The 24,590-nt window shown below is 57.3% G+C and carries 24 protein-coding genes and 1 tRNA gene; 8 read left to right on the forward strand and 17 right to left on the reverse strand.

Annotated features, from left to right (window positions below; genetic code table 11):
* Positions 1 to 46: 46 nt before the first annotated feature.
* From C8N31_RS11745 to C8N31_RS11770, 6 genes are all read right to left on the reverse strand, one after another.
* On the reverse strand, positions 47 to 1,147 hold the full coding sequence (locus C8N31_RS11745; protein ID WP_025049595.1) for an ABC transporter ATP-binding protein: 1,101 nt from the start codon (positions 1,145 to 1,147) through the stop codon (positions 47 to 49).
* Positions 1,148 to 1,272: 125 nt separating this feature from the next.
* On the reverse strand, positions 1,273 to 1,983 hold the full coding sequence (locus tag C8N31_RS11750; protein ID WP_025049594.1) for a maleate cis-trans isomerase family protein: 711 nt from the start codon (positions 1,981 to 1,983) through the stop codon (positions 1,273 to 1,275).
* Positions 1,980 to 3,131 carry a M24 family metallopeptidase gene (locus tag C8N31_RS11755; protein ID WP_025049593.1) on the reverse strand — a complete coding sequence of 384 codons (1,152 nt, stop codon included), beginning with the start codon at positions 3,129 to 3,131 and terminating at the stop codon, positions 1,980 to 1,982. Before C8N31_RS11755 ends, C8N31_RS11750 begins: the two co-directional genes overlap by 4 nt.
* Before the next feature lie 56 nt (positions 3,132 to 3,187).
* Positions 3,188 to 3,264: transfer RNA gene (locus C8N31_RS11760), tRNA-Arg, on the reverse strand.
* Positions 3,265 to 3,322: 58 nt separating this feature from the next.
* Positions 3,323 to 3,787, reverse strand: coding sequence for a GNAT family N-acetyltransferase (locus C8N31_RS11765; RefSeq protein WP_025049592.1), 465 nt, complete (start codon positions 3,785 to 3,787; stop codon positions 3,323 to 3,325).
* Complete coding sequence (locus C8N31_RS11770) at positions 3,775 to 4,086, reverse strand: ETC complex I subunit (RefSeq protein ID WP_025049591.1); 312 nt, start codon at positions 4,084 to 4,086, stop codon at positions 3,775 to 3,777. Before C8N31_RS11770 ends, C8N31_RS11765 begins: the two co-directional genes overlap by 13 nt.
* Before the next feature lie 319 nt (positions 4,087 to 4,405).
* Here C8N31_RS11770 and uvrB point away from each other — a divergent pair, with 319 nt between their 5' ends.
* Positions 4,406 to 6,622, forward strand: coding sequence for an excinuclease ABC subunit UvrB (gene uvrB, locus C8N31_RS11775; RefSeq protein WP_025049590.1), 2,217 nt, complete (start codon positions 4,406 to 4,408; stop codon positions 6,620 to 6,622).
* A 64-nt stretch (positions 6,623 to 6,686) separates the two neighbouring features.
* Here uvrB and C8N31_RS11780 read toward each other — a convergent pair whose 3' ends face one another.
* On the reverse strand, positions 6,687 to 6,968 hold the full coding sequence (locus tag C8N31_RS11780) for a hypothetical protein (protein WP_025049589.1): 282 nt from the start codon (positions 6,966 to 6,968) through the stop codon (positions 6,687 to 6,689).
* Between the two features lie 311 nt (positions 6,969 to 7,279).
* Between C8N31_RS11780 and C8N31_RS11785 the strand changes: the two genes are divergently transcribed.
* The gene (locus C8N31_RS11785; RefSeq protein ID WP_025049588.1) at positions 7,280 to 7,465 is read left to right on the forward strand and encodes a PLD nuclease N-terminal domain-containing protein; all 186 of its coding nucleotides are present in this window, start codon (positions 7,280 to 7,282) and stop codon (positions 7,463 to 7,465) included.
* 126 nt (positions 7,466 to 7,591) lie between these two features.
* Positions 7,592 to 8,260, forward strand: coding sequence for a hypothetical protein (locus C8N31_RS11790; RefSeq protein WP_025049587.1), 669 nt, complete (start codon positions 7,592 to 7,594; stop codon positions 8,258 to 8,260).
* A 9-nt stretch (positions 8,261 to 8,269) separates the two neighbouring features.
* Here C8N31_RS11790 and C8N31_RS11795 read toward each other — a convergent pair whose 3' ends face one another.
* The 3 genes from C8N31_RS11795 to C8N31_RS11805 all read right to left on the reverse strand — a co-directional run bounded on the left by C8N31_RS11795 (position 8,270) and on the right by C8N31_RS11805 (position 12,766).
* Complete coding sequence (locus C8N31_RS11795) at positions 8,270 to 10,558, reverse strand: glycosyl hydrolase family 28-related protein (RefSeq protein WP_025049586.1); 2,289 nt, start codon at positions 10,556 to 10,558, stop codon at positions 8,270 to 8,272.
* A 152-nt stretch (positions 10,559 to 10,710) separates the two neighbouring features.
* Positions 10,711 to 11,124, reverse strand: a complete 414-nt coding sequence (locus tag C8N31_RS11800) for a DUF4864 domain-containing protein (protein WP_025049585.1) — start codon at positions 11,122 to 11,124, stop codon at positions 10,711 to 10,713.
* A 61-nt stretch (positions 11,125 to 11,185) separates the two neighbouring features.
* Positions 11,186 to 12,766 carry a lysine--tRNA ligase gene (locus tag C8N31_RS11805; protein WP_025049584.1) on the reverse strand — a complete coding sequence of 527 codons (1,581 nt, stop codon included), beginning with the start codon at positions 12,764 to 12,766 and terminating at the stop codon, positions 11,186 to 11,188.
* 122 nt (positions 12,767 to 12,888) lie between these two features.
* Here C8N31_RS11805 and C8N31_RS11810 point away from each other — a divergent pair, with 122 nt between their 5' ends.
* Positions 12,889 to 13,311, forward strand: a complete 423-nt coding sequence (locus tag C8N31_RS11810; RefSeq protein WP_025049583.1) for a tellurite resistance TerB family protein — start codon at positions 12,889 to 12,891, stop codon at positions 13,309 to 13,311.
* Positions 13,312 to 13,325: 14 nt separating this feature from the next.
* Here C8N31_RS11810 and C8N31_RS11815 read toward each other — a convergent pair whose 3' ends face one another.
* The 3 genes from C8N31_RS11815 to dacB are packed head-to-tail and all read right to left on the reverse strand — an operon-like array spanning position 13,326 to position 16,453.
* The gene (locus C8N31_RS11815; protein ID WP_025049582.1) at positions 13,326 to 14,183 is read right to left on the reverse strand and encodes a GNAT family N-acetyltransferase; all 858 of its coding nucleotides are present in this window, start codon (positions 14,181 to 14,183) and stop codon (positions 13,326 to 13,328) included.
* Positions 14,176 to 14,970 (reverse strand): polysaccharide deacetylase family protein, encoded by a 795-nt coding sequence (locus tag C8N31_RS11820; RefSeq protein WP_051544654.1) that lies wholly within the window; start codon positions 14,968 to 14,970, stop codon positions 14,176 to 14,178. Before C8N31_RS11820 ends, C8N31_RS11815 begins: the two co-directional genes overlap by 8 nt.
* Positions 14,960 to 16,453, reverse strand: a complete 1,494-nt coding sequence (gene dacB, locus C8N31_RS11825; RefSeq protein ID WP_025049580.1) for a D-alanyl-D-alanine carboxypeptidase/D-alanyl-D-alanine endopeptidase — start codon at positions 16,451 to 16,453, stop codon at positions 14,960 to 14,962. Before dacB ends, C8N31_RS11820 begins: the two co-directional genes overlap by 11 nt.
* 86 nt (positions 16,454 to 16,539) lie before the next feature.
* On the opposite strand from dacB, the gene C8N31_RS11830 reads away from it, so the two are divergent.
* Complete coding sequence (locus C8N31_RS11830; protein WP_025049579.1) at positions 16,540 to 17,364, forward strand: DMT family transporter; 825 nt, start codon at positions 16,540 to 16,542, stop codon at positions 17,362 to 17,364.
* Here C8N31_RS11830 and C8N31_RS11835 read toward each other — a convergent pair.
* Positions 17,347 to 17,958 (reverse strand): nicotinate-nucleotide adenylyltransferase, encoded by a 612-nt coding sequence (locus C8N31_RS11835; protein ID WP_025049578.1) that lies wholly within the window; start codon positions 17,956 to 17,958, stop codon positions 17,347 to 17,349. The genes C8N31_RS11830 and C8N31_RS11835 overlap by 18 nt on opposite strands.
* 83 nt (positions 17,959 to 18,041) lie before the next feature.
* Positions 18,042 to 19,379, reverse strand: a complete 1,338-nt coding sequence (locus C8N31_RS11840) for an alpha/beta hydrolase (RefSeq protein WP_249031125.1) — start codon at positions 19,377 to 19,379, stop codon at positions 18,042 to 18,044.
* A gap of 23 nt (positions 19,380 to 19,402) precedes the next feature.
* Between C8N31_RS11840 and ettA the strand changes: the two genes are divergently transcribed.
* Positions 19,403 to 21,058 carry an energy-dependent translational throttle protein EttA gene (gene ettA / locus C8N31_RS11845; protein ID WP_025049576.1) on the forward strand — a complete coding sequence of 552 codons (1,656 nt, stop codon included), beginning with the start codon at positions 19,403 to 19,405 and terminating at the stop codon, positions 21,056 to 21,058.
* A gap of 83 nt (positions 21,059 to 21,141) precedes the next feature.
* Here the strand turns inward: ettA and C8N31_RS11850 are convergent, their stop codons facing one another.
* Entirely contained in the window at positions 21,142 to 22,104 is a 963-nt protein-coding gene (locus C8N31_RS11850; RefSeq protein ID WP_025049575.1) for a response regulator, read from the reverse strand.
* A 405-nt stretch (positions 22,105 to 22,509) separates the two neighbouring features.
* Here C8N31_RS11850 and C8N31_RS11855 point away from each other — a divergent pair, with 405 nt between their 5' ends.
* On the forward strand, positions 22,510 to 22,716 hold the full coding sequence (locus C8N31_RS11855; RefSeq protein ID WP_025049574.1) for a cold-shock protein: 207 nt from the start codon (positions 22,510 to 22,512) through the stop codon (positions 22,714 to 22,716).
* A gap of 140 nt (positions 22,717 to 22,856) precedes the next feature.
* Positions 22,857 to 23,408: a L,D-transpeptidase gene (locus tag C8N31_RS11860; protein ID WP_025049573.1), complete on the forward strand. Its 552-nt coding sequence runs from the start codon at positions 22,857 to 22,859 to the stop codon at positions 23,406 to 23,408.
* Between the two features lie 162 nt (positions 23,409 to 23,570).
* On the opposite strand, the gene C8N31_RS11865 is transcribed toward C8N31_RS11860, so the two are convergent.
* Positions 23,571 to 24,560 carry an ABC transporter substrate-binding protein gene (locus C8N31_RS11865; RefSeq protein ID WP_025049572.1) on the reverse strand — a complete coding sequence of 330 codons (990 nt, stop codon included), beginning with the start codon at positions 24,558 to 24,560 and terminating at the stop codon, positions 23,571 to 23,573.
* Between the last annotated feature and the right edge of the window lie 30 nt (positions 24,561 to 24,590).

Raw genomic sequence — 24,590 nt, forward strand, 5'->3', positions numbered from 1 at the left:
TCGTGGCCCAACGTATTGGACCACGACAAACCCCATGCGCCCGCCCTCAGGCGTCCAGCGCACGGCAGTCCTCTGCAAGCCAGCCGATTTCGATCTGCTGGCCCGGTTTCAGACGCACCTGATCGGGTGCGTTCCGTGTCTTGATGACAAAATCATCCCGCCCTGCAACCCGCAGGCGGGTGCGGAAGATGTCACCCATATAAATGAATTCAAGCACTTCAGCGTTCAGCGTATGCGCATCTGCGCTCAGCCGGTCCTTGTTGTACTCCACCCGCTCTGGCCGGATCGACACGCGGGTCCGCTCACCGACTTTGCTGACGTTCACCGGCTTGGCATCAATCAAACCGCCGCCATCAAGCTGGACCAAGGCGCGATCGTTGTTGATCTCTTTGACCACACCCTCAAGGGTGTTGTTCTCACCGATAAACTGCGCAACGAAACTGTTTTCCGGCGCCTCATAAAGCTGATCCGGCGGGGCCAGCTGTTGGATGCGGCCATCGTCAAAAACCGCAACGCGGTCCGACATCGTCAGTGCTTCGGTCTGGTCATGGGTCACGTAAACAGTGGTAATGCCCAGATCATGGGCCAGATTGGTGATCTCGAACTGCAATGTTTCGCGCAGCTGTTTGTCCAAAGCGCCCAATGGTTCGTCCATAAGCACCAATTCCGGTTCAAACACCAAAGCGCGTGACAAGGCGATCCGCTGCTGCTGCCCACCGGACAATTGCGCCGGACGGCGACCGGCGAAATCGCCCATCTGCACCATGTCCAGCGCCCGTTTGACCTTCTCTTCACGCTCGGATTTGCCGATCTTGCGCACTTCCAACGGGAAAGACAGGTTTTCGGCCACAGTCATATGCGGGAACAGGGCGTAGTTCTGGAACACCATGCCGATGCCGCGTTTGTGCGGCGGGATGTTGTTGATGGATTTGCCATCAAGCCGGATGTCGCCATGGGTGGCTGTCTCAAATCCGGCAAGCATCATCAGGCAGGTGGTTTTGCCAGAACCCGATGGCCCAAGCATGGTCAGAAACTCACCTTTGGGCAGGGAAAGATTGAGATCCTTCACAACCAGAGCTTCGCCATCATAAGATTTTTGCACGCGTTCGAACTCGACGAAAGCCGCGTCGTTTGACGATGTATTCACGTCGTCTCCCTTCCCCGTTCTGACCGCAGCAGGTTCATCCCGCTGTCACATATGAACGATCCCAATTCAAACGGACCCCTGCCCAATACGCAACTAGAAACTTGATTTGACGCCAAGGATTCAGGTCAACCGGCGCTGTTCAATTGCGCCATATGCCATGCCAGCGCCTGATTGCTGGACAATACAGGTTTTCCAAGCATTTGAGAAACCTCATCAATTACGCCCAAGGTTCGCAAATTTGTGCAACTCATAAAGATGCCTTGAACCGAATCATCTCGGCCAAGGTTAATTGCCGCGTCAATCAAAGACCGCGCTGAAATTCTGACCACTTTTTCCTCTTCGGCGACCCCAAAACTGCCAAACACCGGTGTCTCGATACCTTCTGCCGCAAAGGCGCCGCGCAAGGTTTCATTGACCTCTGCGACATAGGGGGACAACAACGCCAGACGCGAGATGCCTTTGTGCGCGGCATAAGCCACCGCCGCCCGCAATGGGTTCGTCACCTCTCCCGTTTTGCAGGTCTTTTGGACCTGCTCAGCCACCGCTTGCGATCCGATAACCGAACTGGCGGAGGTGCATCCATAGCCCACAACCCGAAAGGGCCGCGCCTTGGGCAAAAGATCGGCGGCGGCGGATATGCCGCCCTTCATCGCGGCAAGGCTGCCTTGAGACACTTCCGGTGCGCTGGCAATGCGGGTCACATAAATCGGGTTCGCTGCGTCCGCGAAATAGTGGCGCATATCACCTTCAAGGGTCTCATCCGTTTGTAGTACAATCAGCCCCATCGGCGGCACGGCTGGATCGTCTGCATCAAGGCAATACGGCAGATGGGTCATAGCGTGGGAATCTCCGGTCCGATCCGGGGCGAAATGAAACGCGGTGCGCCATCCGTGATCACGATGTTTTCTTCATGCACGATGATCTTGTCCCCCACCGCGATCCCCGGCTCCAGCGTCAGAACCATGCCGGCCTCCAGTGGGGTGTGATCCTGCGCAATCAGGGAAGGCCATTCCGTCAATGACATACCAAGCCCATGCCCCAGCCGCCCGGCATCCGTCGCCTCTGCGCCCCGGGTCAGAACGTCATTCATCGCATGAAACAGCTCTGCCGCCGTGGCGCCCGGCCGCGCAATATCAAACGCGGCATCTGAGGCTTCGATCAATTGGGCATGGGCGGTCTGCACGGCAGATGATGCGTCACCAATCGACCAATTGCGATCATAATCACAAAAATACCCGTCCCAAACCATGCCAGTGTCCAGCATCAACACGTCTCCCGCCGCCAACGGGACAGGCCGTGCAGGCGAGATCACATCGGCATATCCGCCCTGCTCTGCCCCGCCCGCCAGATAAGGCACCCAATCGGCCCCTTCCTCCAGACACAACATTTGAAACCGGCGGAACACATCGTCCAATGGCACACCGGGACCGGCAATTTCCGGCACCCGCCCAAATGCGCGGCCTGCAATGGCGCAAGCGGTTTCGATCTTGGCGATCTCCGCCGCCGATTTGACCATCCGCAAGCCCCGCATGATCCCTGCATCCCCGACGATCTGCCGCGCGTCCACCAGCGTTTCAAGCCGCCGAAAGTCCGCCAAAGGCATGCGCAGATGGGTTTCATGCCCGTCCGGCACACCGATACGGCCCCGATCCGGTGTCAGCTCTCGCAATGTCTCGCCCAGCAGGCTTACACCATCGTCGGCCAGATCAGGTGCGCTCCAGCAACGGATATCCTCAATCCATGTCTGCCCCATCAGCGCCGCCCCGATGGATGGGATCACCGCAACTGGCTTGCCGCTGGCGGGAACAACCAAGAACCAAGGACGTGTCGGACTTTCCCAAAATCGTGTGAGGTAGCCGGTAAAATACCGAACCTCGGTCTCGGTCGTCAAAAGCAAGGCGTCAAGACCCGCCGCGCCCATCGCCGCCTGCGCCCGCGCCAAACGCGCCTCAAACTCTGCCTGCTCAAATCCGCGATTGCCCATGCGTTACTCCCTTCGGAAAAGGGAGCGGTAATTGCGCGGCTAAATCAAGAAGAAACTGGCGATCCCTGAAGGACTCGAACCCTCAACCTGCTGATTAGAAGTCAGCTGCTCTATCCAGTTGAGCTAAGGGACCGCTGGCGCGGTTGTCCAACATCGGGCATGGCTTGGCAAGCCTGATCATGGCCGGAAAATCACAAGGTCCGGGTCATAAAGGCACTGAGCGGATCAAGCTGGTAATCACCGAAGGGCGCGCAGGTCTCAAAGCCTTCCGCAGCGTAGAGATTTCGCGCAGCCTGAAACTCTGCCGCGCTGCCGGTTTCCAGACTGATCCGGCTCATGCCCTGATCGCGGGCCTCCTGCATCAACGCCTGCAACAACCGCCGCGCAACACCCTTGCCGCGGGCCTCTTGCGCCGTGTGCATGGACTTCAGCTCGCCCGCGTCATCGCCAATGCGCGTCAACGCACCTACGCCCAATAAAACGCCAGCCTCGCGCAGGCCCAGCAGGGTCGCGCCAGCGTCCAGCAATGTCTCGGGTGCCATCACGTGACAGCTTTCGGCAGGCGACAAGGAACGCATCAACGCAAAGTGCCGTTCCAGCAAGGCGCGAACATCAGCGGTGTCTGGTTGTTCTGATGTAACGTCTAGTGGGTCCATGCGCCGCGGCGTCCGGTCGCAAAGTTCTCACCATAGCCACCTGCGCGGATGTTCGGCTTGCGTTTGTTCGGACCCTGCACCTGTGCGTCGATGCCATGCTCGCGGGCATATTCCATCGCCTCTTCCTTCGACGAGAATTGCAACCGAACCTGTGACTGCGTGTCAGAGGATGAGGTCCACCCCATCAGCGGATCAACTTCCCGGCTTTCCGAAGGGGCAAACTCAAGCAGCCAGACGCGGGTTTTGGCGGTGCCTGATGACATCGCGGTGCGTGCGGGTTGGAAGATACGTGCGCGCATATCGGCCTCTTTGCTGCTAGCGTTACTGGCTTATCCGATATTCGCGGGCGCGGGGCAAGAGACAGCAGCGGGCTTTCCCTGTAACAAATCCCGCATTTGATCCAATAGGCACACCATCCGCACCAAAACCGCTCCTCTCCCTTTCTGGCCTTAAATACCTCCGGGGGATCCGGGGGGCTGGCCCCCCGGCATTTGCCGCGGGACCAAAAGCCTATTCTTGCTCACCTCCCCTGTCAGTTTGTGGCAGCAAACCGCCCCGGCCTCTTGATCCTGGGGCAAAAGACGTCACCTATGGGTCTCAGCCTCGCAAGGACCAAAAATGCCCTACGCACAGACCGACAAATCCGGCGGTAACCCCGACGCCATGCCGATCATGGCCAACCCAGCGCCCGATGTGCGCAGCCGGCCAAAGCTGGAGGGCGGGCGCAAGTTCGTCCTGCACACTGAATTTGAACCCGCGGGCGACCAGCCGACAGCCATTACGGAACTGTCTGCTGGCTTGAACGACGGTGACCGAGATCAGGTTTTGCTGGGCGCGACGGGCACGGGTAAAACCTTCACCATGGCCAAGGTTATTGAACAGACCCAGCGCCCGGCGATCATCCTTGCCCCGAACAAAACCCTCGCGGCGCAGCTTTATGGCGAATTCAAAGGCTTCTTTCCTGATAACGCCGTCGAATATTTCGTCAGCTATTATGACTATTACCAACCCGAAGCTTACGTGGCACGGTCCGACACCTATATCGAAAAAGAAAGCCAGATTAACGAACAGATCGACCGCATGCGCCACTCGGCCACGCGGGCGCTGCTGGAGCGGGACGATGTGATCATCGTGGCCTCAGTATCCTGTATCTATGGCATCGGCTCGGTCGAAACCTACGGCGCCATGACCCAGGATTTGAAAGCGGGTACCAGCTATGATCAAAGGCAGGTGATTGCCGATCTCGTTGCCCAGCAATACCGCCGTAATGATGCTGCGTTTCAGCGTGGCTCCTTTCGGGTGCGTGGCGATTCGCTTGAGATCTTCCCCGCCCACCTTGAGGACCGCGCCTGGCGGCTGTCCTTCTTCGGCGAAGAGCTGGAAAGCATTACGGAGTTTGACCCGCTCACCGGCGAGAAGACAGACACCTTTGAACAGATCCGCGTCTACGCCAACAGCCACTATGTGACGCCAAAACCCACGATGCAGCAGGCCGTGATCGGCATCAAGAAAGAGCTGCGCACCCGGCTGGATCAACTGGTCGCCGATGGAAAATTGCTTGAGGCGCAACGGCTTGAGCAGCGCACAAATTTCGATCTTGAGATGCTGGAAGCCACAGGCGTGTGCAACGGGATTGAAAACTATTCGCGCTATTTGACGGGCCGCGCACCGGGTGAACCGCCACCTACGCTGTTCGAATTCATCCCCGACAACGCAATTGTCTTTGCCGATGAAAGCCATGTGTCCGTGCCGCAGATCGGCGCGATGTACAAAGGTGACTACCGGCGTAAGTTTACTTTGGCCGAACACGGGTTCCGCCTGCCATCTTGTATGGACAATCGCCCGTTGAAATTTGAGGAATGGGACGCAATGCGCCCGCAGTCGGTTTTTGTTTCGGCGACCCCTGCCTCCTGGGAGATTGAGCAAACCGGCGGTGTCTTCACCGAACAAGTGATCCGGCCCACTGGCCTGCTCGATCCACAAGTGGAAATCCGCCCGGTTGAGATGCAGGTGGATGACCTGCTGGACGAGGTGCGGCGCATGGCGGCGGATGGTTATCGCACGCTTTGCACCACATTGACCAAACGCATGGCCGAAGATCTGACCGAATACATGCACGAACAGGGTATTCGCGTCCGCTATATGCACAGCGACATCGACACGATTGAACGGATCGAGATCCTGCGCGACCTACGGCTTGGCGCGTTTGATGTGCTGATCGGGATCAACCTGCTGCGCGAAGGGCTCGATATCCCTGAATGCGGGTTGGTGGCCATTCTGGATGCGGACAAGGAGGGCTTCCTGCGCTCGGAGACCTCCTTGATCCAGACCATCGGCCGTGCCGCGCGAAACGCCGAAGGCCGTGTGATCATGTATGCCGATCGGATCACCGGATCGATGGAACGGGCATTGGCCGAGACCGACCGCCGCCGTGCCAAACAGATCGCCTACAACGAGGAACACGGGATCACCCCGGCCACTGTCAAAAAGAACGTCGAAGACATTCTGTCAGGTCTCTACAAAGGCGATGTGGACATGAACCGTGTCACCACCCAGATCGACAAAAATCTGGCGGGCGGTAACATGCAGGCTGTTCTGGACGGTCTTCGGACCGACATGCGCAAGGCCGCCGAGAACCTTGAATTTGAAGAAGCGGCGCGGCTGCGCGATGAGGTCAAACGGCTTGAGGCGGTTGATCTGGCCATCGCGGACGACCCAATGGCGCGGCAATACATGGTCGACAAGGCGGTGGATGACGCACAGAAAGCTTCGGGGCGCAGCACCTTGGGCCGCGGCGGAATGCGCGGCGGGGTGAAACGGCGCAAGGGTCGCTGAGACTGGGATCGAAACAAAAAAAAGCCCCGCAGAATTGCGGGACTTTTTCACTCAGGTCGTCTGATTAGCTGTCGTCGGACGGTGGATTGATCTCCAGCGTCGGAACGGTCAGGCGTTTTTCTTCCATGGTCACTTCAACGTCTGGCACGTCGACAGTAACATCTTCCTGTTCCACGGAAACGGACCCAACCTCTGCTTCAAATTCCGGCAGCTGGCCACCATTCACCGAGACGTCCACATCAGGCATGCGTGTCTCTTGGGTTTGGTCGATATCAATCATGTAGATACCGGCGGCGATAACGACTGCGGCGGCTGCACCACCAATAATTGCTGTGGTCGATTTCATTGTCTTTTCCTTTCAAGTCCGTTGCGTTTGAACGTCATGGTGAAAGAACAGACGGCTCACGATTTGGTTCCCGAAATTTTCAGTGTTTCGATTTCAACGGTTGACGCTTCAGGGCAGTTAATCTTATTTAAGCCTATGTTTTTAAACAAAATATAATACCACAATAAATTCGCCGAACTCCCAAAGCCTCGCGCCCTTCCTTGTATAGGGTCTTTCCATCGCACGGAATTATTTTGCCGGAAATGGAACCGATTGATCCCAAGCGCGGTTAACTCAGCAGAACACCTGTTAACCACAAATGGAGAATAACAATGGAATATGGACTTCTTGGACTGATCATCCTGATCGCTGACATCTACGCCATCTATCAGGTTCTGACCTCCAGCACCTCAACGCTGAGCAAGATCCTCTGGACCCTTGGCATCCTGCTCTTGCCAGTTGTCGGCCTGATCGTCTGGCTGATCGCAGGTCCACGTGGTGGTTCCGTCCGCGTGTAAAATCTGGTCATCGACCACTTCAAAGGCCCGGGGCGCTTATCGCTCCGGGCCTTTTGTCATTCAAATCGCCGAGTCTTGTAAGGAATTGTTAACCTTCGTTTAGGACGATCAGGGTCGGAGGGCCCGATGCGTTATTACCTGCTGATTACCGCGATCCTGCACAGTTTTGCCGCGCCATTGGCCGCCGGCCCGTGGCTTCGCGAAGAGGGCAAGACCTTCTTATCGACCTCCATCAGCAGCACCCGAACCTTTGAAACCCAAAGCAGCACCTATTTGGAATTTGGCCTGACAAAAGAGACAACATTGGGCGCGGATTTGAATCTGGCGGCCAACGACCCCTCGGGCCAGAACGGCAGCGGCGTTTTGTTTTTTCGTCGCGCGCTCGGCCCGGCTGAGGGGAAAAATAAATTCGCCTATGAGATCGGTATCGGCGCAAATTGGGGCAGCTATGGCACGCGCCCAACCCTCAAAACCGGCCTGACATGGGGTCGTGGCATGCAGATGGGCGCGAAAGGCGGATGGGTCACCGTGGACGGGTCACTGCTGTGGGACGTCAAATCCAAGGACTACCGCGCCAAGCTGGATGGGACGTTTGGCCTCAATCTGGGAAAGGCCACCAAGGGCATTTTGGAACTCAATCTCGGTCACTCCGATGGCAGCACTTATGCCACTTTTGTGCCATCGCTGGTGGTCCGCCCGCCGATCACAGATTTCCAGATCCAGTTCGGGATCGAGGCACCGCTCAAAGGGGTCGCCGCAAACCGTATCAAGATCGGTTTGTGGCGCGAGTTCTGAGCAGCCTCTTTATCGTTTATCCATACGCACCATGGCCTGCACTGTTCCTTTGACAGGCGTCGGCCAGACCAGTTGGATATGATCGCCCTGCGTCCCATGCTGCAAATCGACATAGGCCATATCATATTGGCGCACGTTGTTGTCATTGCGGATTGGCCCAAACGGCATCACGCTGTCCACCTGCAACGCTTGTCCCGAGAACGGCAACTGAGCGCTGGCGTCGATCTCCCACGCCGTGGAGGGCTGGTTCTGCTCAAACTCGACATAAGCCGGATTTTCAACCGGGTTGGACACCGCATGAAACGAATTGGCCGCCATCACGATGTTTTTGCAGCGGCTCATGTCCAGATCGGCAAAACTGTCATCGACCCGCTCAACTCGGTCAATCGAACCATTCAAGCTGCGGAACCTGTTGCCGGTGATCGTGACCCCGCTCAGGAAATGTCCCGTGCCATGCGGCTTTACGATAAGATAGCTGAACCAAGGCGCCACCTCCCCTGACAAAAAGATGTTGTCGGTGATGCTGAGCGCGCTGAAGGAAAACTCCGAGTTAAACTCCGGCGCGGCGTCATGTTCATTGGTCCATTCAACGAAACAATTGTCGATGTAATTGCCTGAAATCACGCTGCTGACATGGGTGTTGGCCAGAATAAGCCCGGCAGACCGCACGCCATCTTGCACAGTATCACCTTGGAAAAAGTGATTGCCTGTCACGATGTTATTGGCCCCGGCCAGCAACCCGAAATGCCGGAACTTGGTCGCACGGTTATTGCGGATTTTCACATCATTGGTGTTAGCGTTGAAACCGATAGTCTTGCGGTTTGGCACATCCAGCGGGTCTTCGGCAGACAGGAACTGACACCGGTCCACCAACATCCCCTGACACCCCGTGCCAGCCGATGTGATGCCCCGGTCCATCGGGCGGCTGATGAAGCAATCGCGCAGATGGAAGGTAATACCCGATCGGGCCAGCATGATACCGCTACAACGGTCGTTGCACTGAAACTCGATATCCGCCATCACGAATTTGCTGAGCTGGTTAAAGCCACTGAAATCCACAAGGTATTTGAACCGCTTGAACGTATAGCTTTGGGTGCCCTCTGCATCGAACAAGGGCTGGGTCAGGGTCACTTGCTGCGTCGCTTCGTTCTTGTCCTGAACATAGACCTCTCGCCCCACGCCAGCGCCCTCGACCAAAGCGCCAATCTGCACGTTTGCCACATTGACCACATTGGTCAGCACCCGGTTGTTGCCCGCGTCATAGGTGGCCTGTGAGGTGACCGTATCGGTATTCCACGCTGCGGAATTTTCCGCCTCTAGCTGGCCGTTGCGGATCACCCGGCGCGTGGCATAGCTGTCCCGGTCTGGAACGGCGGCCTGCATATTGAGCGGCTCCGTGATCGTGACCTTGCGACCGCCCAGATCAAGGGTCTCATGATCCGAATTGCTCAGCAGTGCCTGAAACGCCTTGCGAAACGCCTCCGCCTCATCCTCGAAGGCTTCAATATAACTGGGCAGATCAAAGCTGCGGCGCAGCAGCAGTTTGGCGGCGGTTGCCATAGTGACCCGCCCTTCGAATTTGACCGCAGTGTCAAAGGTCACATCGTTGTCCAGACGGAAGACACCTGCTGGCACAAACACCTCGCGCCCGTTGGCCGCAGCATTGGCGACCTCAAATGCTGCGGTATTGTCGGTGGTGCCATCGCCGATGGCGCCATAGTCCGTCACATCAACGGTTGAGATCATCCCGCGCAGGAACACGGCAGTGACATCTTCAATCTCGATATCATCGACCCGAACAATGCCGCCATTGGGCCCCGTCAGGTCTATGCCAAAGTGGCCGTAAACCGGTTCATTGCCCCATGGCATATCCACACCGCCGCGGGTGCCGGTGCCAACAATGCCCCGCACCTCGACCACGTCGCCATAGCTTGTGAGATCAACCGAGGCCGAAAACTCCGTCAGCCCCGAAACCCGGTTGCCGTTGCCCAGCGCCGGATAGCCCGCAATCCGCACCGATGGCAGGTTGCCACTGATCGCCTTGATCCGCGCACGGATTTGCAAATAGCAGCCCGGCAGGATCGGCGTTTGCCCCATAAACCGGATTTTCTGCACCCCTTGCGTTTTCAGAAGTTCCAGAGCGCCGCCAAAATCCTGATCTGCTGGCACGAACAGGGCATTGGGATCGTTGTCATAGGTGTCGGATCCGGGCGTTCCGTCGCCGCTTGAATAGACATCCAGACCATTCGCATAGGGGGTCGGGGCCAACACCAGACCCTCGGTAATTGCCTTGTTCATCGCATTTTCCCTTTGTTCGGGGCCGCAAATCACGGACCGCCAGTTTGCCGCATCTCCCGGCGTTGCCGGGTCGGCTCAGGGAAGTATCGGGCAAGGGTTAACCCCGCCGGACGGGACCGTCCGGCGCAGGTGCAACGATGATGGTCTGTGCGTCAGGCAGTTCCGCCAGGCGCGGCCAACAATTGAACGCCGCCAATGCGCCATCCTTCGGAAGTCTGCTGCATCCGGTAAAGCAACAGGTGGGTGAACCCCTTGGCATCCGTGATCTGCACCTTTTGATAGACCACCGACCCATCCTGCACCTGTTCAAGATACCGCACCTCCGCAGGACGCCAGACCATCGGATACCCGTTGATCACCATCCGCTCGAAGTTCTGCGGGGATTGGAACAATCGTTGCAATGTCGGAGTGGCAAAGGTGAAGGCTTCGGCAAAGTCATCCGCCTTGAACGCCTCGATTTGCTGGTTGATGGTGTCTTCGACTTCGGGCACCTGCGCCGTCGCACCAAACACAAGGAGGGCCGACAGAACCAGCCCTCCGAACACAGATGTTATATAGCTTCGCATCTCTCTCGCTCCCTTACTGACATGACTTAAGCTAAGTCACGCCCGCATCAGGGCAAGAGTTTCAGCCCGCAGTCAGTTTTCCCGCCAGCGCGTCATCAATCAGCGCTACAGTTTCATCCACGCCATATAGCGCGATAAATCCACCGAAACGCGGGCCTTGGCTGGCGCCTAGCAGCACTTCATAGAGCGCCGTGAACCAATCGCGAAGCGGCTCGAACTTGGGTTTGCCGACCGCAAAGACCATGCTTTGCAGCGCCTCGGCGTCCAGCCCCCCATCCCAGGATTTCAGATTGTCGCGCAGCTCTTCCAGCGCGGTGCGTTCCAGATCGCTCGGCGCACGGAAGGTTTTGTTCGGCTTCACAAAATCGTTGTAATACGCCACCGCATGACCCGCCGCCGCATCCATACCGGGGTTGGTTTCCGGCGTCGCTTCCGGCGCATAACGCTGAATAAAGCCCCACAATTGCGACTTGTCCTCGGCGCTGGACACCGACGCAAGATTCAGCAACATCGAAAACGGCACAACCATGTCCGAGGTCGGAACATCGCCGCCGTGGATATGCCAAGCCGGGTTGTTCAGCCGCGCCTTGGTGTCTTGCGTCTCATAGGCCTTAAGCTGTTGATGGTATTCATCCACGGCCTTGGGGATCACGTCGAAATACATCCGCTTGGCCGTTTTGGGCTTAAGGAACATGAAATACGACAGGCTTTCGGTGCTGGCATAGGTCAACCATTGATCAATAGAAATGCCGTTGCCCGAAGATTTGGAGATCTTCTGACCGTTCTCGTCCAAGAACAATTCATAGCTGAAGTGATCCGGCTTCTTGCCGCCCAAAATCTCGCAAATCCGGTCATAGATCGCGGTGTTGGTGGCATGCTCTTTGCCATACATCTCGAAATCGACATCGAGCGCCGCCCAGCGTGCGCCAAAATCCGGCTTCCATTGCAGCTTTACGTTACCGCCGGTGACAGGCAGGGTCATTTCCTCGCCCTCTTCGGTGTCAAAGGTGATGGTGCCAGCCTTGGCGTTCACCTCTTTCATCGGCACATACATCACCCGCCCGGTTTCGGGGTGGATGGGCAAAAAGATCGAATAGGTCTGGCGCCGCTCTTCGCGCAGCGACTTGAGCATCACCGCCATGATATCATCGTACTTTTCTGCGGCCCTCAGCAGGATTTTGTCAAACTGCCCGGTGCGGTAAAACTCACGCGCGGAATAGAATTCATACTCGAACCCAAAGGTATCAAGAAACCGGCGCAGCATGGCGTTGTTGTGGTGGCCAAAACTTTCGTGCGTGCCAAACGGATCTGGCACCGAGGTCAGCGGTTTGTGCATATGTTCGGCCAGCATGTCCTGCTGCGGCACGTTGCCCGGCACTTTGCGCATGCCGTCCAGATCATCGGAGAAACAGATCAGCTTGGTCGGGATGTCTGAAATCTCTTCAAAGGCGCGCTTGATCATCGTGGTACGCAGAACCTCTCCAAAGGTACCAATATGCGGCAAGCCTGATGGCCCGTATCCGGTTTCAAACAGCACATACCCCTTTTCCGGCGGTGCCTTCTGATAGCGTTTGAGCACCCGGCGCGCTTCTTCAAAAGGCCAGGCTTTGCTTGTCATTGCGGCGTCACGCGTCTCGGACATAGGGGTCATCCATTTCATATTGCCCGGCACACTTTGCGCAGGACTGCGGGTCTACCTATTGCGTCACCGTCGAAGCGTCAATATTCTGCACTGCAACATGACCCCTCAAAGGATGCAGCACGATGACGGACACTCTCCCTTCCCCGCTCAGCCCACAAGATTGCCTGATTGCCTTGATGGTTGCGGTGTCCGCGTCTGATGCGGACATCGGAACCACCGAACTGATCAAGATTCAGACCGCCGTGAACATCCTGCCGATCTTTGCCGATTTTGATATCGACCGGTTGAGCAGCATCAGCAAAACTGTTTTTGACCTTTTTGATCAAGAGGATGGCCTCGATGCGCTGTTCGGCCTGATCCGGGGCGGACTGCCTGAGCGGCTTTATGAGACGGCCTATGCGCTGTCTTGTGATGTGGCGGCGGCGGATGGCACCCTCGAAGAAACAGAGCTGCGCCTGCTTGAAGAGATCCGGTATGAGCTCAACATCGACCGTCTGCATGCTGCCGCGATTGAACGCGGCGCGCGGGCACGGCACCTGATCTAAAGGCCGGCCTGCGCTCAATAAAGTTTCATCCCCAGCAGAACGATCTCTGAATAGAGGTGATCAACGTCTTCTGGGGGCAGGTTTCCCGGAGAATAGAATCGCGGCACCGGGATCGGCTCAGTCCGGTCTGGTGTGGTGCCCTCGGCAACAAACCGGCTGTCGACCGACAAAACCGCGGCATGATCATCCGGCAGTACGGCGTCGGCAATCTCGCGGGCATAACGGCCAAATAGGGTACGATTCCCAAGGTACATCACCTCATGGGTGAGGTATTCATCCACTTTTTGTTTGACCCAGACCATCATGAAACACGGCCCATCCGGCGTATCGACCACAACGGGGCGCAGATCCAGATCCGCATGATCCTTCACAATCTGCCGTTCCCGCGCTGAAAGGGCGCCTTCTTCGCCTTTCAGATCCGTGTGAACGCTCAACGGGGACGGCCCCGACCGTTCCCAGACAAATCGGGTGTCATCAAGCACCTGAAGACCAACATTGGCGACCACGCCCAAGGCGCCACGGGCGCTGCTGAGATTGGTGCAGGTCAGATCCGGGTCTGCGGTCACCAGTTGCATGACCTTTTGGCCAACGCCTTGGCCGCGATAAGCCTTGTCAACATACCAAGAGGTCATATTGCAGACCTTGACCGCGCCAAAATCCATCTGGCGCCGCGACATCACGAGGCCCAGAACGCCAACCAAAGCACCTTGATCGCACACGACAACGGCAAAGGGGTCACCTTCCTGTGCCCAGCGTCCGGATAGGAGCATACGCCAGCCCTCGATGGACCACCTGACGCGCGGGAACCGTTCAAACATGAACTGCACCACTGCCTCGCGTTCATCCGGCCTTGCAAAACGGATCTCAGCCATGTGCATGCCCTTGCTTCAACACAGATGCCAATGTGATCCACGTCCCGCCACCAACTCCGGTCAACCGATCCAACAGCGCTTCGGCAAAATCCCAGGTTGCGGCGTCAGTTTGTAGATGATGGGTGAGAAACCCCGTCGGCTCTTGCCGGTCAGCCTGCCCCGTTCGCCGCGCCGCAAGATGGGACACGGCCTGTTGCAACGTCTTGTCGGTCCCGCGAAAGACCGCGCCTTCTTTCCAGCGCACCGGATCGATATGGCAATTGACCTCCAGCAGCCCCTCGGCGGTCGTGGCGCTTGGGCGGGGATCGAAAGCGGACACCATTTGATAGCCCAGCTGCGGAAGCACCTGCACGGTGCGCGGCGCAATGCGGTTCCATGGCGGCACCACCACGGGCAATAAATTGGGCAGCTTGGCGGCCAACATCAGCTCCCACCCGGCCTGCAGATCTGTGATCTGCGATTGCAAATCACGGGTTACCCCGACCTCAGAGGCCCGCTTGCCTTTCGGTTCGTGGTTGATGTGGGCAAATCCGTGCTGCAACACAAAGACTTGCTTGCAAGGGTCAAGACGCGCCGCCAGTTCTGGCCCAACGCCCTTTGGCACCGCGGCCAAATGTAAAGGCGCACCAAAACGGTCCGATAGCCCAATCAATTGATCAAGCGCCGCGGTTGGCCGTTCCGCATCGTCGTCGCGCCACCAGAATGTCGGGATCTCATCGGCTTGCTTCCACAAGGAAAGCTCACGTTCCAATGCGGCCCAGCCGGTCAGATCAACTTCAGCTGCCATAAAGCACCGCCCAACGTTCAATTAGCCCCTGCTGGACCCGTTTGGCCCGCCTGTTCCATGTTTTTGCACCCGGTGCGCGTTCGCGTTCGTCGGGTCTGATCTTGGCGCGCGCGTCTTCGTCCGCTGCGAATATCGCAAAGGCCAACTCACGGCCGTCTTCCGCTGTAACATAGCCCGCCAGACCAGAGACAAAATTCAACGTGCCGGTCTTCGCGTTCACCGCAATTGGATGATCCTTGATCGGGCGTCCCTTTTTGTCGCGCATTTTGAAAGGTTTCAGAATGCTTCGTAGCGTGCTTTCCTGCACCTTGATCAAGGCCAGCGCCATATCCTGTGCAGTCATGCGGCTGGCATCGCCCAAGCCGGAATGGTCCACCAGTTTGGGTGCGCTCAACCCAAGATGATTGATCGCCCAACGGTTCATCTCTGCCGCCGAGCTTTGCAAATCCGCAACTTGGCCTATCCGGCTTTTCGTGGCCGCAAGGCCAACCATCTCGGCGGTGAGGTTCGTGGAATACTTCAGCATGTCCTGCAAAATACCGAGCAACGGGCCGCTTTGGTGGGTGACGATGACCTCGCCCTGCGGCAGCGCGTCAATCACCTCTGGCTTGGCCAGCCGGATCCCCTGCGCCCCGGCCAGTGTCGCAAAGACGTCCCCCGCATAGAGCCCCGGCTTGCGCACCGGCAACCAACGCGCACCGTTTTTGCCCAATGCCCCTTTCGCCACCGTCCAACTGTCGCGCTTTGGTTGATCCTCGTAGGTGTAGATCGGAGCGCGGCGGTCACGGATCTGCATGGAGGCCATGGTCACGGCAGGACGATACCGTTCGCTGCGCCCTTCCATTGTGATGGCATAGCCATTGCTGCCGCGTTTCCATTCGAAATGCACACGGTTGAAGTTCAGCGCCAGACCCGAGACCGCCGGATTATATCCAACCTGATCGGGTTGCGCCGGATCAATTTGCCGCAACACAGGAAAGGCCGCTTCGAACACCTTAAAGCCGCCTTTGACCCCGATAATCCCGGCCTCCTTCAATTGGGCCGCTATTTGCGCCAGGCCATCGGTATCAAGTGTCGGATCACCGCCGCCCACCAATACCAGATCGCCCTGCACTTCGCCGTTCAAGACACCGCCCGTCGCCAAAAGCGTTGTTTGGAATTGATGCGCTGCGCCCAGCGCCTCCAGCGCGTAAAGCGCGGTAAGAGCTTTGGTCACGCTGGCTGGTGCGGTTCCGGTCTGCTCGTTCTCGCATTCCAGCCATTTGCCGGATTTTGCATCCGCCACCGCAAAGGCCACCCGACCAGAAAGTTTTTCGCCGCCGATAATCTCTTGCGCAGAGGGGACCGCACGTTTGTAGAACCCCTCACCGCGTAAATGCGGCCGCAAACTGGTGGCTGGCGGCGCGGCCAATGCACCCGCACCAACAACCCCGAACCCGGCCAGACAGCCCAGAAAACCACGTCGTGAAAAATCGTTACCCATGGTCCGGTTAAACCGCAGTCCGCCGCCCGCCACAAGAACCCCAAGTACAGATTTTCAATCCTCTACCCCCATGCTAAGCGCATTCCATGCAACGTGCCGTTCTTATCATGCTGGTGGCTATGTCGCTGATCCCCGTGGGGGACAGTGCTGGCAAGATCCTGACGTCAGGGCTGGGCGTTGAGCCGGTTTTTGTGGCTTGGTCCCGGTTTGCCCTTGGCACGGTGCTGGTGCTGCCGTTTCTGCCAAAGGGCAGTTTTGCCCTGCTCGGCAATTGGCGGATCTGGGTGCGGGCCTCCATGCTGTGCTGCGGGATCACCTGCATTCAATTTGCCCTGCGCACCGTCGACATCGCCACGGTTTTTGCTGCGTTCTTTATTGGTCCGATGTTCAGCTATGTGCTGGCCACCCTGTTTCTACGCGAACACGTCACAATTGTGCGCAGTGTTCTGATATTGCTGGGCTTTGGTGGTGTTCTGTTGGTCGTCCGCCCCGGAACCGGCGGCGATGCTGATGTGCTTTGGGCGGTCGCTGCGGGGCTGTTTTACGGGGCGTTTCTGACCATGTCGCGCTGGCTTTCGCACTTGGGAAAGCCGCTGTCGCTGACCTTTACCCAACTGGCGATCAGCATGTTTTTGCTGCTGCCCTTTGGTCTGACCAATCTGCCGGAGGCAAGCCTGCCGATAGCGTCGATGACACTGGCCTCGGCGTTGTTTTCTATGCTGGGCAACCTGCTTTTGCTTTATGCCTACGGCTTGGCACCGGCCACGCGGCTGGCCCCGCTGGTCTATTTTCAGCTGATCGCGGCAGTGCTATTGGGTTGGGTTTTGTTCAGCACCCTGCCGGATGCGTTCACATGGGCTGGCTTGGCTTTAATCATCGGCGCGGGCCTTGCCTCAACCCGATTGCGCTGACCAGCCGCCCGTGGCCCGGATCGCCGTGGACGAGGCGTCATGCATCGGCACATTCACAAAACACCACGCGGGCGCATCGGCCCTGGCCAGCAGCTGTGAATAGCGCCCCGGAATGCGGTATGGCGCATAAAGAGCGGCGGCCCGGCTCATTCTTGCAGAAATGCGCTGGCCGGGGCGGGCCAGAATACCCATCGGCACGGTTTGCGCGATCTGCCGCCAATCCTGCCAAAGATGAAACTGCGCCAGATTGTCAGCACCCATCAGCCAGACAAAGCGGACCTTGGGGTAACTTTGGCGCAACTTAGCAAGCGTTTGCGCGGTATAGCGTGTGCCCAAAGCGGCCTCGATATCGGTGACCTGCACACGCGGATGCTGCATCACCTGCTGTGCCCGCTCCATCCGCTGATCCAAGGGCGCAGGCCCCCGCGCCTTGAGCGGATTTCCGGGGCTGACCAGCCACCAAACCTGATCAAGCCCAAACCGTTTGAGCGCCTCACGGGTGATATGCACATGCCCCGCATGAGCCGGATCAAACGATCCGCCCAATAACCCGACAACCTGCCCCGGCGCGGCGTATGGAAACTGATGGCGCACGTTGCGGCCCCCGTAAATGCCTCACAGGTTCAACGGTGTTTGCCTGCGCTTGTCAATCAAGAGGCCTCGATGACGCCGCCACCTTAACGGCCCACGTCCACCGTCAAATCGGGCAATCGTTCCAACGGGTAATCGGGATGCAAACGCCAGATCAGATCAGCATCTTCCTCAAGCGGGCGCAATTCACCTCCGGGAAAGGCGCGGGTGCGCAGCGCCAGAACGATATCGGACAGGACCGCCGGATTGGCACGGAAATAGGAATGGCTGTCGGATCCAATTGCGTTTTCCACCCGGATGAAATGGATCAATGCCTGTTTGCGCAGATACTGAAGCTCGCCCTCAGCAAAATCCTCATCCGTCGCCGCGCCGATGCGCGGTGCATTGGTCAGAATAGAGGACAGGCGCAGGGCAACATCATCCGGATTGACGTAGATGTTGATCTGCTCAAATGCCTCCGACACCCGTTCTGACAACAGGCGTTGCCGCACGATACCCGTGTCCAGATCAGGCGCAGCGAGGATCAACGTACCGGTCTTCATCGCAATCTTTGGCGCCCGCCCCTGCGCGCGATGAAAAATCACCAACTCGCGCAGTGCTTGCGTCATCACTGATGAGCCGCGCGAATGGGTGACAATATCAATGTCTTCAACCTCTGGGATCTCTGCAAGCAGGCGCAGGAACTCCTTGGCGTGGTAAACGCTAAAGTCACCGGATTCCCGGTCCCGGAAATATCCAAGGATGCCGTTGTTGCCTGCAGGCCATGAAAACACGATCGGCACGGACCGCCGCCCGGTGAAATGCCACAGATTGGCCAGCGTTTGGAGCGAGGCATCAAATTCATTGCGAACGCCATGTACAAAAATCAAAATGCGCCCGTTGCCTGTGCGGCGAACCTCGCTGCGGATGGCGCGTTGAAAGGCTTGGGCCTGTTCGTCATAAGCTGCCTGCGCCAGAGGCAGAACGTCAAATCTGCCATCCTCGCGTGCGGCCTCCAGTGGAATATCAGGGAAGCGAACGACCTCGCGAAGCGCCTGCACCTCCAGCCGCGAGATCCGGCCGCGTTCGCCCAGATGGGTGCGGGCCACAAGATCGGGCCAATCCACCGCGCCAAACCGCACCTCTGACGCGCCAAAGGCCATCGCGTCAGACCGGCCCGTGCCGTAGTTTGTTACGACACCATCCCGGTAAACCGGCTCGCGGTCGGTCATGTAAAAGATCGGCGGATCAACAACCTGCAACGAGATCGGCACCAGACTTTCAGGGTAGTTGCGGCCATCAAGGTACAAATTGGGTGGCGGCGCCAGCTCAATCGCGGCGCTACAGCCCGCAAGAACCAGCACCAATAGCCATTTGCACAGCCCCAACCCGACATGTCTGCGTTGATCTTGCCCCATTCGCGGGATATTGCGGTCTGAATCCACTTTTGACCAGACAGGAAACTCTCATGGCCGCCTACCAATTCGTCTATCACATGTCCGGCGTCTCAAAGACCTATCCGGGCGGTAAGAAAACCTTTGAAAATATCCACCTGAATTTCCTGCCGGGCGTGAAGATCGGTGTTGTCGGTGTGAACGGTGCAGGTAAATCAACTCTGCTCAAGATCATGGCGGGTCTCGACAAGGACTTCCAAGGCGAAGCATGGGCTGCCGAGGGGGCCAAAGTTGGCTATCTGCCGCAGGAACCCAAGCTGGACGAAAGCCTGACTGTACGCGAAAATGTTATGCTGGGCGTCGCTGAGAAAAAAGCCATCCTTGATCGCTATAATGAACTGGCGATGAACTATTCGGACGAAACCGCCGATGAGATGGCCAAACTGCAAGACGACATCGACGCGCAGAACCTTTGGGATCTGGACAGCCAGATCGATGTGTCGATGGAGGCCCTGCGTTGCCCACCAGACGACGCCAACATCAAAGATCTGTCGGGCGGTGAAGCCCGCCGCGTGGCGCTGTGCAAACTTCTGCTTGAAGCGCCTGACATGTTGTTGCTCGATGAACCGACCAACCACCTTGACGCCGAAACCATCGCATGGCTGCAACAGCACCTGATGGATTACAAAGGCACAATCCTGATCGTCACCCACGACCGTTACTTCCTCGATGACATCACCAGCTGGATTCTTGAGCTCGACCGCGGCAAAGGCGTGCCGTACGAGGGCAACTATTCCGACTGGCTTGAGCAGAAGGCAAAACGTCTGGCGCAAGAAGCCCGCGAAGACAAATCCAAGCAGAAAACGCTGGAGCGCGAACTTGAATGGATGCGCCAAGGGGCCAAGGCCCGCCAGGCCAAATCCAAGGCGCGTATCAACGCCTATAACGAAATGGCTGACCAGTCAGAGCGCGAGAAACTGACCCGTGCACAGATCGTCATCCCCAACGGCCCGCGTCTTGGCAACAAGGTGATTGAGGTCGCGAATCTGAACAAGGCGATGGGCGACAAACTGTTGGTCGAAGATCTGACATTCGATCTGCCTCCCGGCGGTATCGTTGGTGTGATCGGCCCGAACGGCGCAGGTAAATCGACACTGTTCAAAATGCTGACCGGTCAAGAAAAGCCTGACGCAGGCAGCATCGAATATGGCGATACGGTTGATCTGTCTTATGTGGACCAGTCGCGCGATGATCTGGGCGATGATGATACCGTCTGGCAGGCCATCACAAGCGGCGCCGAACTGATCAAGCTGGGCGATGCCGAAGTAAACTCCCGCGCTTATTGCTCTTCCTTCAACTTCAAGGGCGGCGATCAACAAAAGAAAGTTGGCAACCTCTCGGGCGGTGAACGGAACCGCGTGCACATGGCGCGTCTGCTCAAAGAAGGCGGAAACGTTCTGCTGCTCGATGAACCGACCAACGATCTGGACGTCGAAACCCTGCGCGCCCTCGAAGACGCGCTGGTGGATTTTGCCGGTTGCGCGGTTGTTATCTCGCACGACCGTTTCTTCCTCGACCGGATCTGCACCCATATCCTCGCCTTTGAGGGTGAGGCGCATGTGGAATGGTTTGAAGGCAATTTTGAAGACTACGAAGAAGACAAGAAACGCCGCTTGGGTGCCGATGCGCTGGAGCCGAAGCGTTTGAAGCATAAGAAGTTCGTACGTTAATCACGGGCCGAACACTTCAAAACAAGCAAAGGCGGGGCATGAGATGATCATGCCCCGCCTTTTCAATTCAATAAGACTTGGGTTTAAGCGGCGTCTTCAAGCTGTTCAAACAGCTCATTTTCGCGGTCAGCAGCCAATTCCTGCATCATGTCTTTGTTCTGGAGATGCTCACGCAGCATGTCGCTGGCGCTCAGCCCGGTCCACAGGCGTTTGTCCGTCATCGGAGCAACCTGAATTTCCGGTGGCATCGGTGTGCCGTTGGCTTCGATGTTCCAACCGTTGGTCAGCGCCTCATTCATATGGTCCTGCAAATCGGCGTGGTTCAACCGCGCACGGCCCATCACCACCGCAAGGAAACGGCCGCTGCCCGCATAGCCCATCTTCCAGACCCGGCCATCAAGCGCCTCCTTGGCGGCCTCGGCGACCAGTTCGAGGTTTTGGCGGAAGGCAGGGCTGCCCGCAGCACGCAAAACGCCGCGCAGGCCCATCACGTCGATGGCAACGAGGTTCATCGCGTAGACACCCGCAGGCATCCGCAGAAGTTCGTTTTCAAGGGCCAACAGATCAGTCACTCCGCCGGTGTCCAGCGTCACAGCTTGATCAAAGCGGATCTTGGTCTTTTCGGTCAGTTCCGCCAGCGTATGTTGCGCATGGCGTTCACGGTGCAGGCTGTCATTGAGCATGCCCGCGCTGTTGATCCGAGCGCCGAGTTCGATCCCGTCAAGCGGTTTGGATACAAAATCAGTGGCCCCGGCATGGAACGCGCGGCCCATCAGATCAGCTTCGCGGCTGGCAGTGATCATGATAATCGGAGTGGTGCGATAATATTTCATCGCACGGATCTGGGCACACAGTTCAATTCCGTCGATGCCCGGCAGCATGATATCCAAAAGGAAACAGTCAATCGGCGTGGTCTGGTTTTCGAGAACCACCAGCGCGTCTTCTGCCGTTTCGCAGCAGATCAAATCGCCGCTGTTGTCTTTGTTCAGTGAACCCTTGAGCAGATCAAGGATAATTGGGTCGTCATCAACCGCTAGAATGCGCATTTCTTTTCCCTCTCGTTCAAGATTTTGGTACCAACCCCCATTGGCACAACCTTCTGGCATATGGCCAAGTTATCCCCCTATTGCGGGCATCTTTGCGACCGATTTAAGACAATTGTAGGTCTTGGTGTTTTTCAATCTTTTCAGGCTATTCCTTAAAAAACTGGGATTATTCGCTTCAACTTGGCCGAGAATGAGGCGCAATTGGGCGAACTGCGCCATATGGGCGAGCTTTCGCCCGCTCCATTACGCCCTCTTGTGCGAATCTGACCAAACTGCCATAAGGCGGGTTGCAAACGTTATTCTATTTCGACCCCTGTCTCCTTTTACGGCGCTCAGTTTCGATCCAGACCAACAGAGCCGGGCCATCGCACCTACGCGGATGGCACTAAAATGGAGACTACGGATATGGCCACTGGCACCGTAAAATGGTTCAACACAACTAAAGGCTTCGGCTTTATCGCACCCGATGGCGGCAGCAAGGACGTTTTCGTTCACATTTCTGCTGTTGAGCGCGCAGGCCTGACCGGTCTGGCCGACAACCAGAAAGTGACGTTCGACGTTGAAGCAGGCCGTGACGGCCGCGAAAGCGCGACAAACATCGCACTGGCCTAAGGGCTGCGGGCATTTGCCCACACGCAAAATTGACCGGTCTACTGGCAACAGTAGGCCGGTTTTTTGTTGCCTAAGGGTTGCCAATGAGCCTTAGTTTGCGACAATAAAATCAGATTTTCATAACGAACATGGAGCGTCCTATGCGCCGCCGCACATTTATTGCCAGCACGCTGGCCGCCGCCACCCTTCCACAACTGGCAATGGCAGAGACCGCCGCCTATGATCCCACCCCGCAAGAGGTGCGCATCAAACGCCAGTATCAGCCGGGTCAATTGCTGATCCTGCCGCGCAGCCACTACCTGTATTTCGTGACCGCCCCAGGCAAAGCCATCCGGTATGGTGTAGGCGTTGGCAAAGCGGGCCTTGAGTTTACCGGCACCGCGACGATCGCGCTCAAGAAAGAATGGCCCACATGGCGCCCGACCGACGAGATGATCGAACGTGACCCCAAGGCCTACAAGCGGTTCATCGGCAACACCGAAGCGCAACCCGGCGGCCCCGGTAACCCGTTGGGCGCGCGGGCTCTGTATTTGTTCCAGAACGGCAAAGACACATATTTCCGCATCCACGGCACAACCCAGCCCAATTCCATTGGCCGTTCGGTTTCCAACGGTTGCATCCGGATGATGAATGAGCACGTGAAAGACCTATACGAACGTGTCCCTGTCGGGACGGTTGTGACCGTTCTGTAATCTTTGACGCGATATAGTTTGATGAAAGGGCTGGCCATGCGCCGGCCCTTTTGCGTCAATTCTACAACCCATTTTCTCAGGCCGCTAGTTTCAAGATCCTGAACAGGAAAAGGGCCGATGCATCGCATCGGCCCTTCCTTTTAGTCCGGTTGTAAGGCCGCTTTAGTTCAGCGCCTTGTCCGTGATCTGATGTGTCCAAGCCCCTTCTGGCGCTTTGGAGATCACAGGATCAGATCCACCTGACAGCAAGGATGCGACTGTGCGCTCATAATCCGCCGGATCAAGCGCGCCATTGCTGCCCGCAGTCAGCTTGGCCACTTCGCCCATCATGCGCTTTTGGTGCATTTCGGTCTGTGCGCCGGATGCATCGTTGTCCAGAACGATTTCCGCCGCTTCATCAGAATTGGCTTCGGCGTACTTCCAGCCCTTCATGGACGCCCGCACAAAACGGACCATTTTGTCTTCGAATGCCGGATCAGAAAGTTTATCTTCCAGAACATACAGACCATCTTCAAGCGTCGCGACGCCCTGATCTTCGTATTTGAACACCTGCAGATCGTCCGGTGTCAGGCCCGCATCAATCACCTGCCAGTACTCGTTGTAGGTCATGGTGGATACGCAAGCCGCTTGCTTTTGCAACAGTGGATCAACGTTGAAACCCTGCTTGAGCACAGTCACACCATCATCGCCGCCATCGGTCGAGATGCCCAGCTTGCTCATCCAGCTCAGGAACGGGAATTCGTTGCCAAAGAACCAAACGCCCAGCGTTTTGCCTTTGAAATCATCCGTGCTGGCCACGCCTGCGTCTTTGCGGCAAGTCAGCATCATGCCGGAGCTTTTGAACGGCTGCGCGATGTTCACCATCGCCAGACCTTTTTCCCGCGCGGACAGGGCGGATGGCATCCAATCAACGGTCACATCCGCGCCGCCGCCAGCCAGAACCTGCGTTGGTGCAATATCTGGGCCGCCCGGCTTGATCGTAACATTGAGGCCTTCTTCTTCGTAAAAGCCTTTGTCGAGTGCCACGTAATAGCCCGCGAACTGCGCCTGTGTGACCCATTTCAGCTGCAATGTGACATCGTCCGCCGCCTGCGCCATGGTCCCCCAGAGACCCAGCGCCGCACCGGCTGCCAATTTTGTAAACTTTTTCATTTTGTTATCTCCCTCTTGGTTGGTCTTCGT

Source organism: Sulfitobacter mediterraneus (assembly GCF_003054325.1).
Lineage (GTDB): Bacteria > Pseudomonadota > Alphaproteobacteria > Rhodobacterales > Rhodobacteraceae > Sulfitobacter > Sulfitobacter mediterraneus.

Bases quoted from the DNA above. Each gene is read 5' to 3' on its own strand.
- C8N31_RS11750 (WP_025049594.1), bottom strand. From the start codon at position 1,983: ATGACCCATCTGCCGTATTGCCTTGATGCAGACGATCCAGCCGTGCCG.
- C8N31_RS11755 (WP_025049593.1), bottom strand. From the start codon at position 3,131: ATGGGCAATCGCGGATTTGAGCAGGCAGAGTTTGAGGCGCGTTTGGCG.
- C8N31_RS11765 (WP_025049592.1), bottom strand. From the start codon at position 3,787: ATGGACCCACTAGACGTTACATCAGAACAACCAGACACCGCTGATGTT.
- C8N31_RS11770 (WP_025049591.1), bottom strand. From the start codon at position 4,086: ATGCGCGCACGTATCTTCCAACCCGCACGCACCGCGATGTCATCAGGC.
- uvrB (WP_025049590.1), top strand. From the start codon at position 4,406: ATGCCCTACGCACAGACCGACAAATCCGGCGGTAACCCCGACGCCATG.
- C8N31_RS11780 (WP_025049589.1), bottom strand. From the start codon at position 6,968: ATGAAATCGACCACAGCAATTATTGGTGGTGCAGCCGCCGCAGTCGTT.
- C8N31_RS11785 (WP_025049588.1), top strand. From the start codon at position 7,280: ATGGAATATGGACTTCTTGGACTGATCATCCTGATCGCTGACATCTAC.
- C8N31_RS11790 (WP_025049587.1), top strand. From the start codon at position 7,592: ATGCGTTATTACCTGCTGATTACCGCGATCCTGCACAGTTTTGCCGCG.
- C8N31_RS11795 (WP_025049586.1), bottom strand. From the start codon at position 10,558: ATGAACAAGGCAATTACCGAGGGTCTGGTGTTGGCCCCGACCCCCTAT.
- C8N31_RS11800 (WP_025049585.1), bottom strand. From the start codon at position 11,124: ATGCGAAGCTATATAACATCTGTGTTCGGAGGGCTGGTTCTGTCGGCC.
- C8N31_RS11805 (WP_025049584.1), bottom strand. From the start codon at position 12,766: ATGTCCGAGACGCGTGACGCCGCAATGACAAGCAAAGCCTGGCCTTTT.
- C8N31_RS11810 (WP_025049583.1), top strand. From the start codon at position 12,889: ATGACGGACACTCTCCCTTCCCCGCTCAGCCCACAAGATTGCCTGATT.
- C8N31_RS11815 (WP_025049582.1), bottom strand. From the start codon at position 14,183: ATGGCTGAGATCCGTTTTGCAAGGCCGGATGAACGCGAGGCAGTGGTG.
- C8N31_RS11820 (WP_051544654.1), bottom strand. From the start codon at position 14,970: ATGGCAGCTGAAGTTGATCTGACCGGCTGGGCCGCATTGGAACGTGAG.
- dacB (WP_025049580.1), bottom strand. From the start codon at position 16,453: ATGGGTAACGATTTTTCACGACGTGGTTTTCTGGGCTGTCTGGCCGGG.
- C8N31_RS11830 (WP_025049579.1), top strand. From the start codon at position 16,540: ATGCAACGTGCCGTTCTTATCATGCTGGTGGCTATGTCGCTGATCCCC.
- ettA (WP_025049576.1), top strand. From the start codon at position 19,403: ATGGCCGCCTACCAATTCGTCTATCACATGTCCGGCGTCTCAAAGACC.
- C8N31_RS11850 (WP_025049575.1), bottom strand. From the start codon at position 22,104: ATGCGCATTCTAGCGGTTGATGACGACCCAATTATCCTTGATCTGCTC.
- C8N31_RS11855 (WP_025049574.1), top strand. From the start codon at position 22,510: ATGGCCACTGGCACCGTAAAATGGTTCAACACAACTAAAGGCTTCGGC.
- C8N31_RS11860 (WP_025049573.1), top strand. From the start codon at position 22,857: ATGCGCCGCCGCACATTTATTGCCAGCACGCTGGCCGCCGCCACCCTT.
- C8N31_RS11865 (WP_025049572.1), bottom strand. From the start codon at position 24,560: ATGAAAAAGTTTACAAAATTGGCAGCCGGTGCGGCGCTGGGTCTCTGG.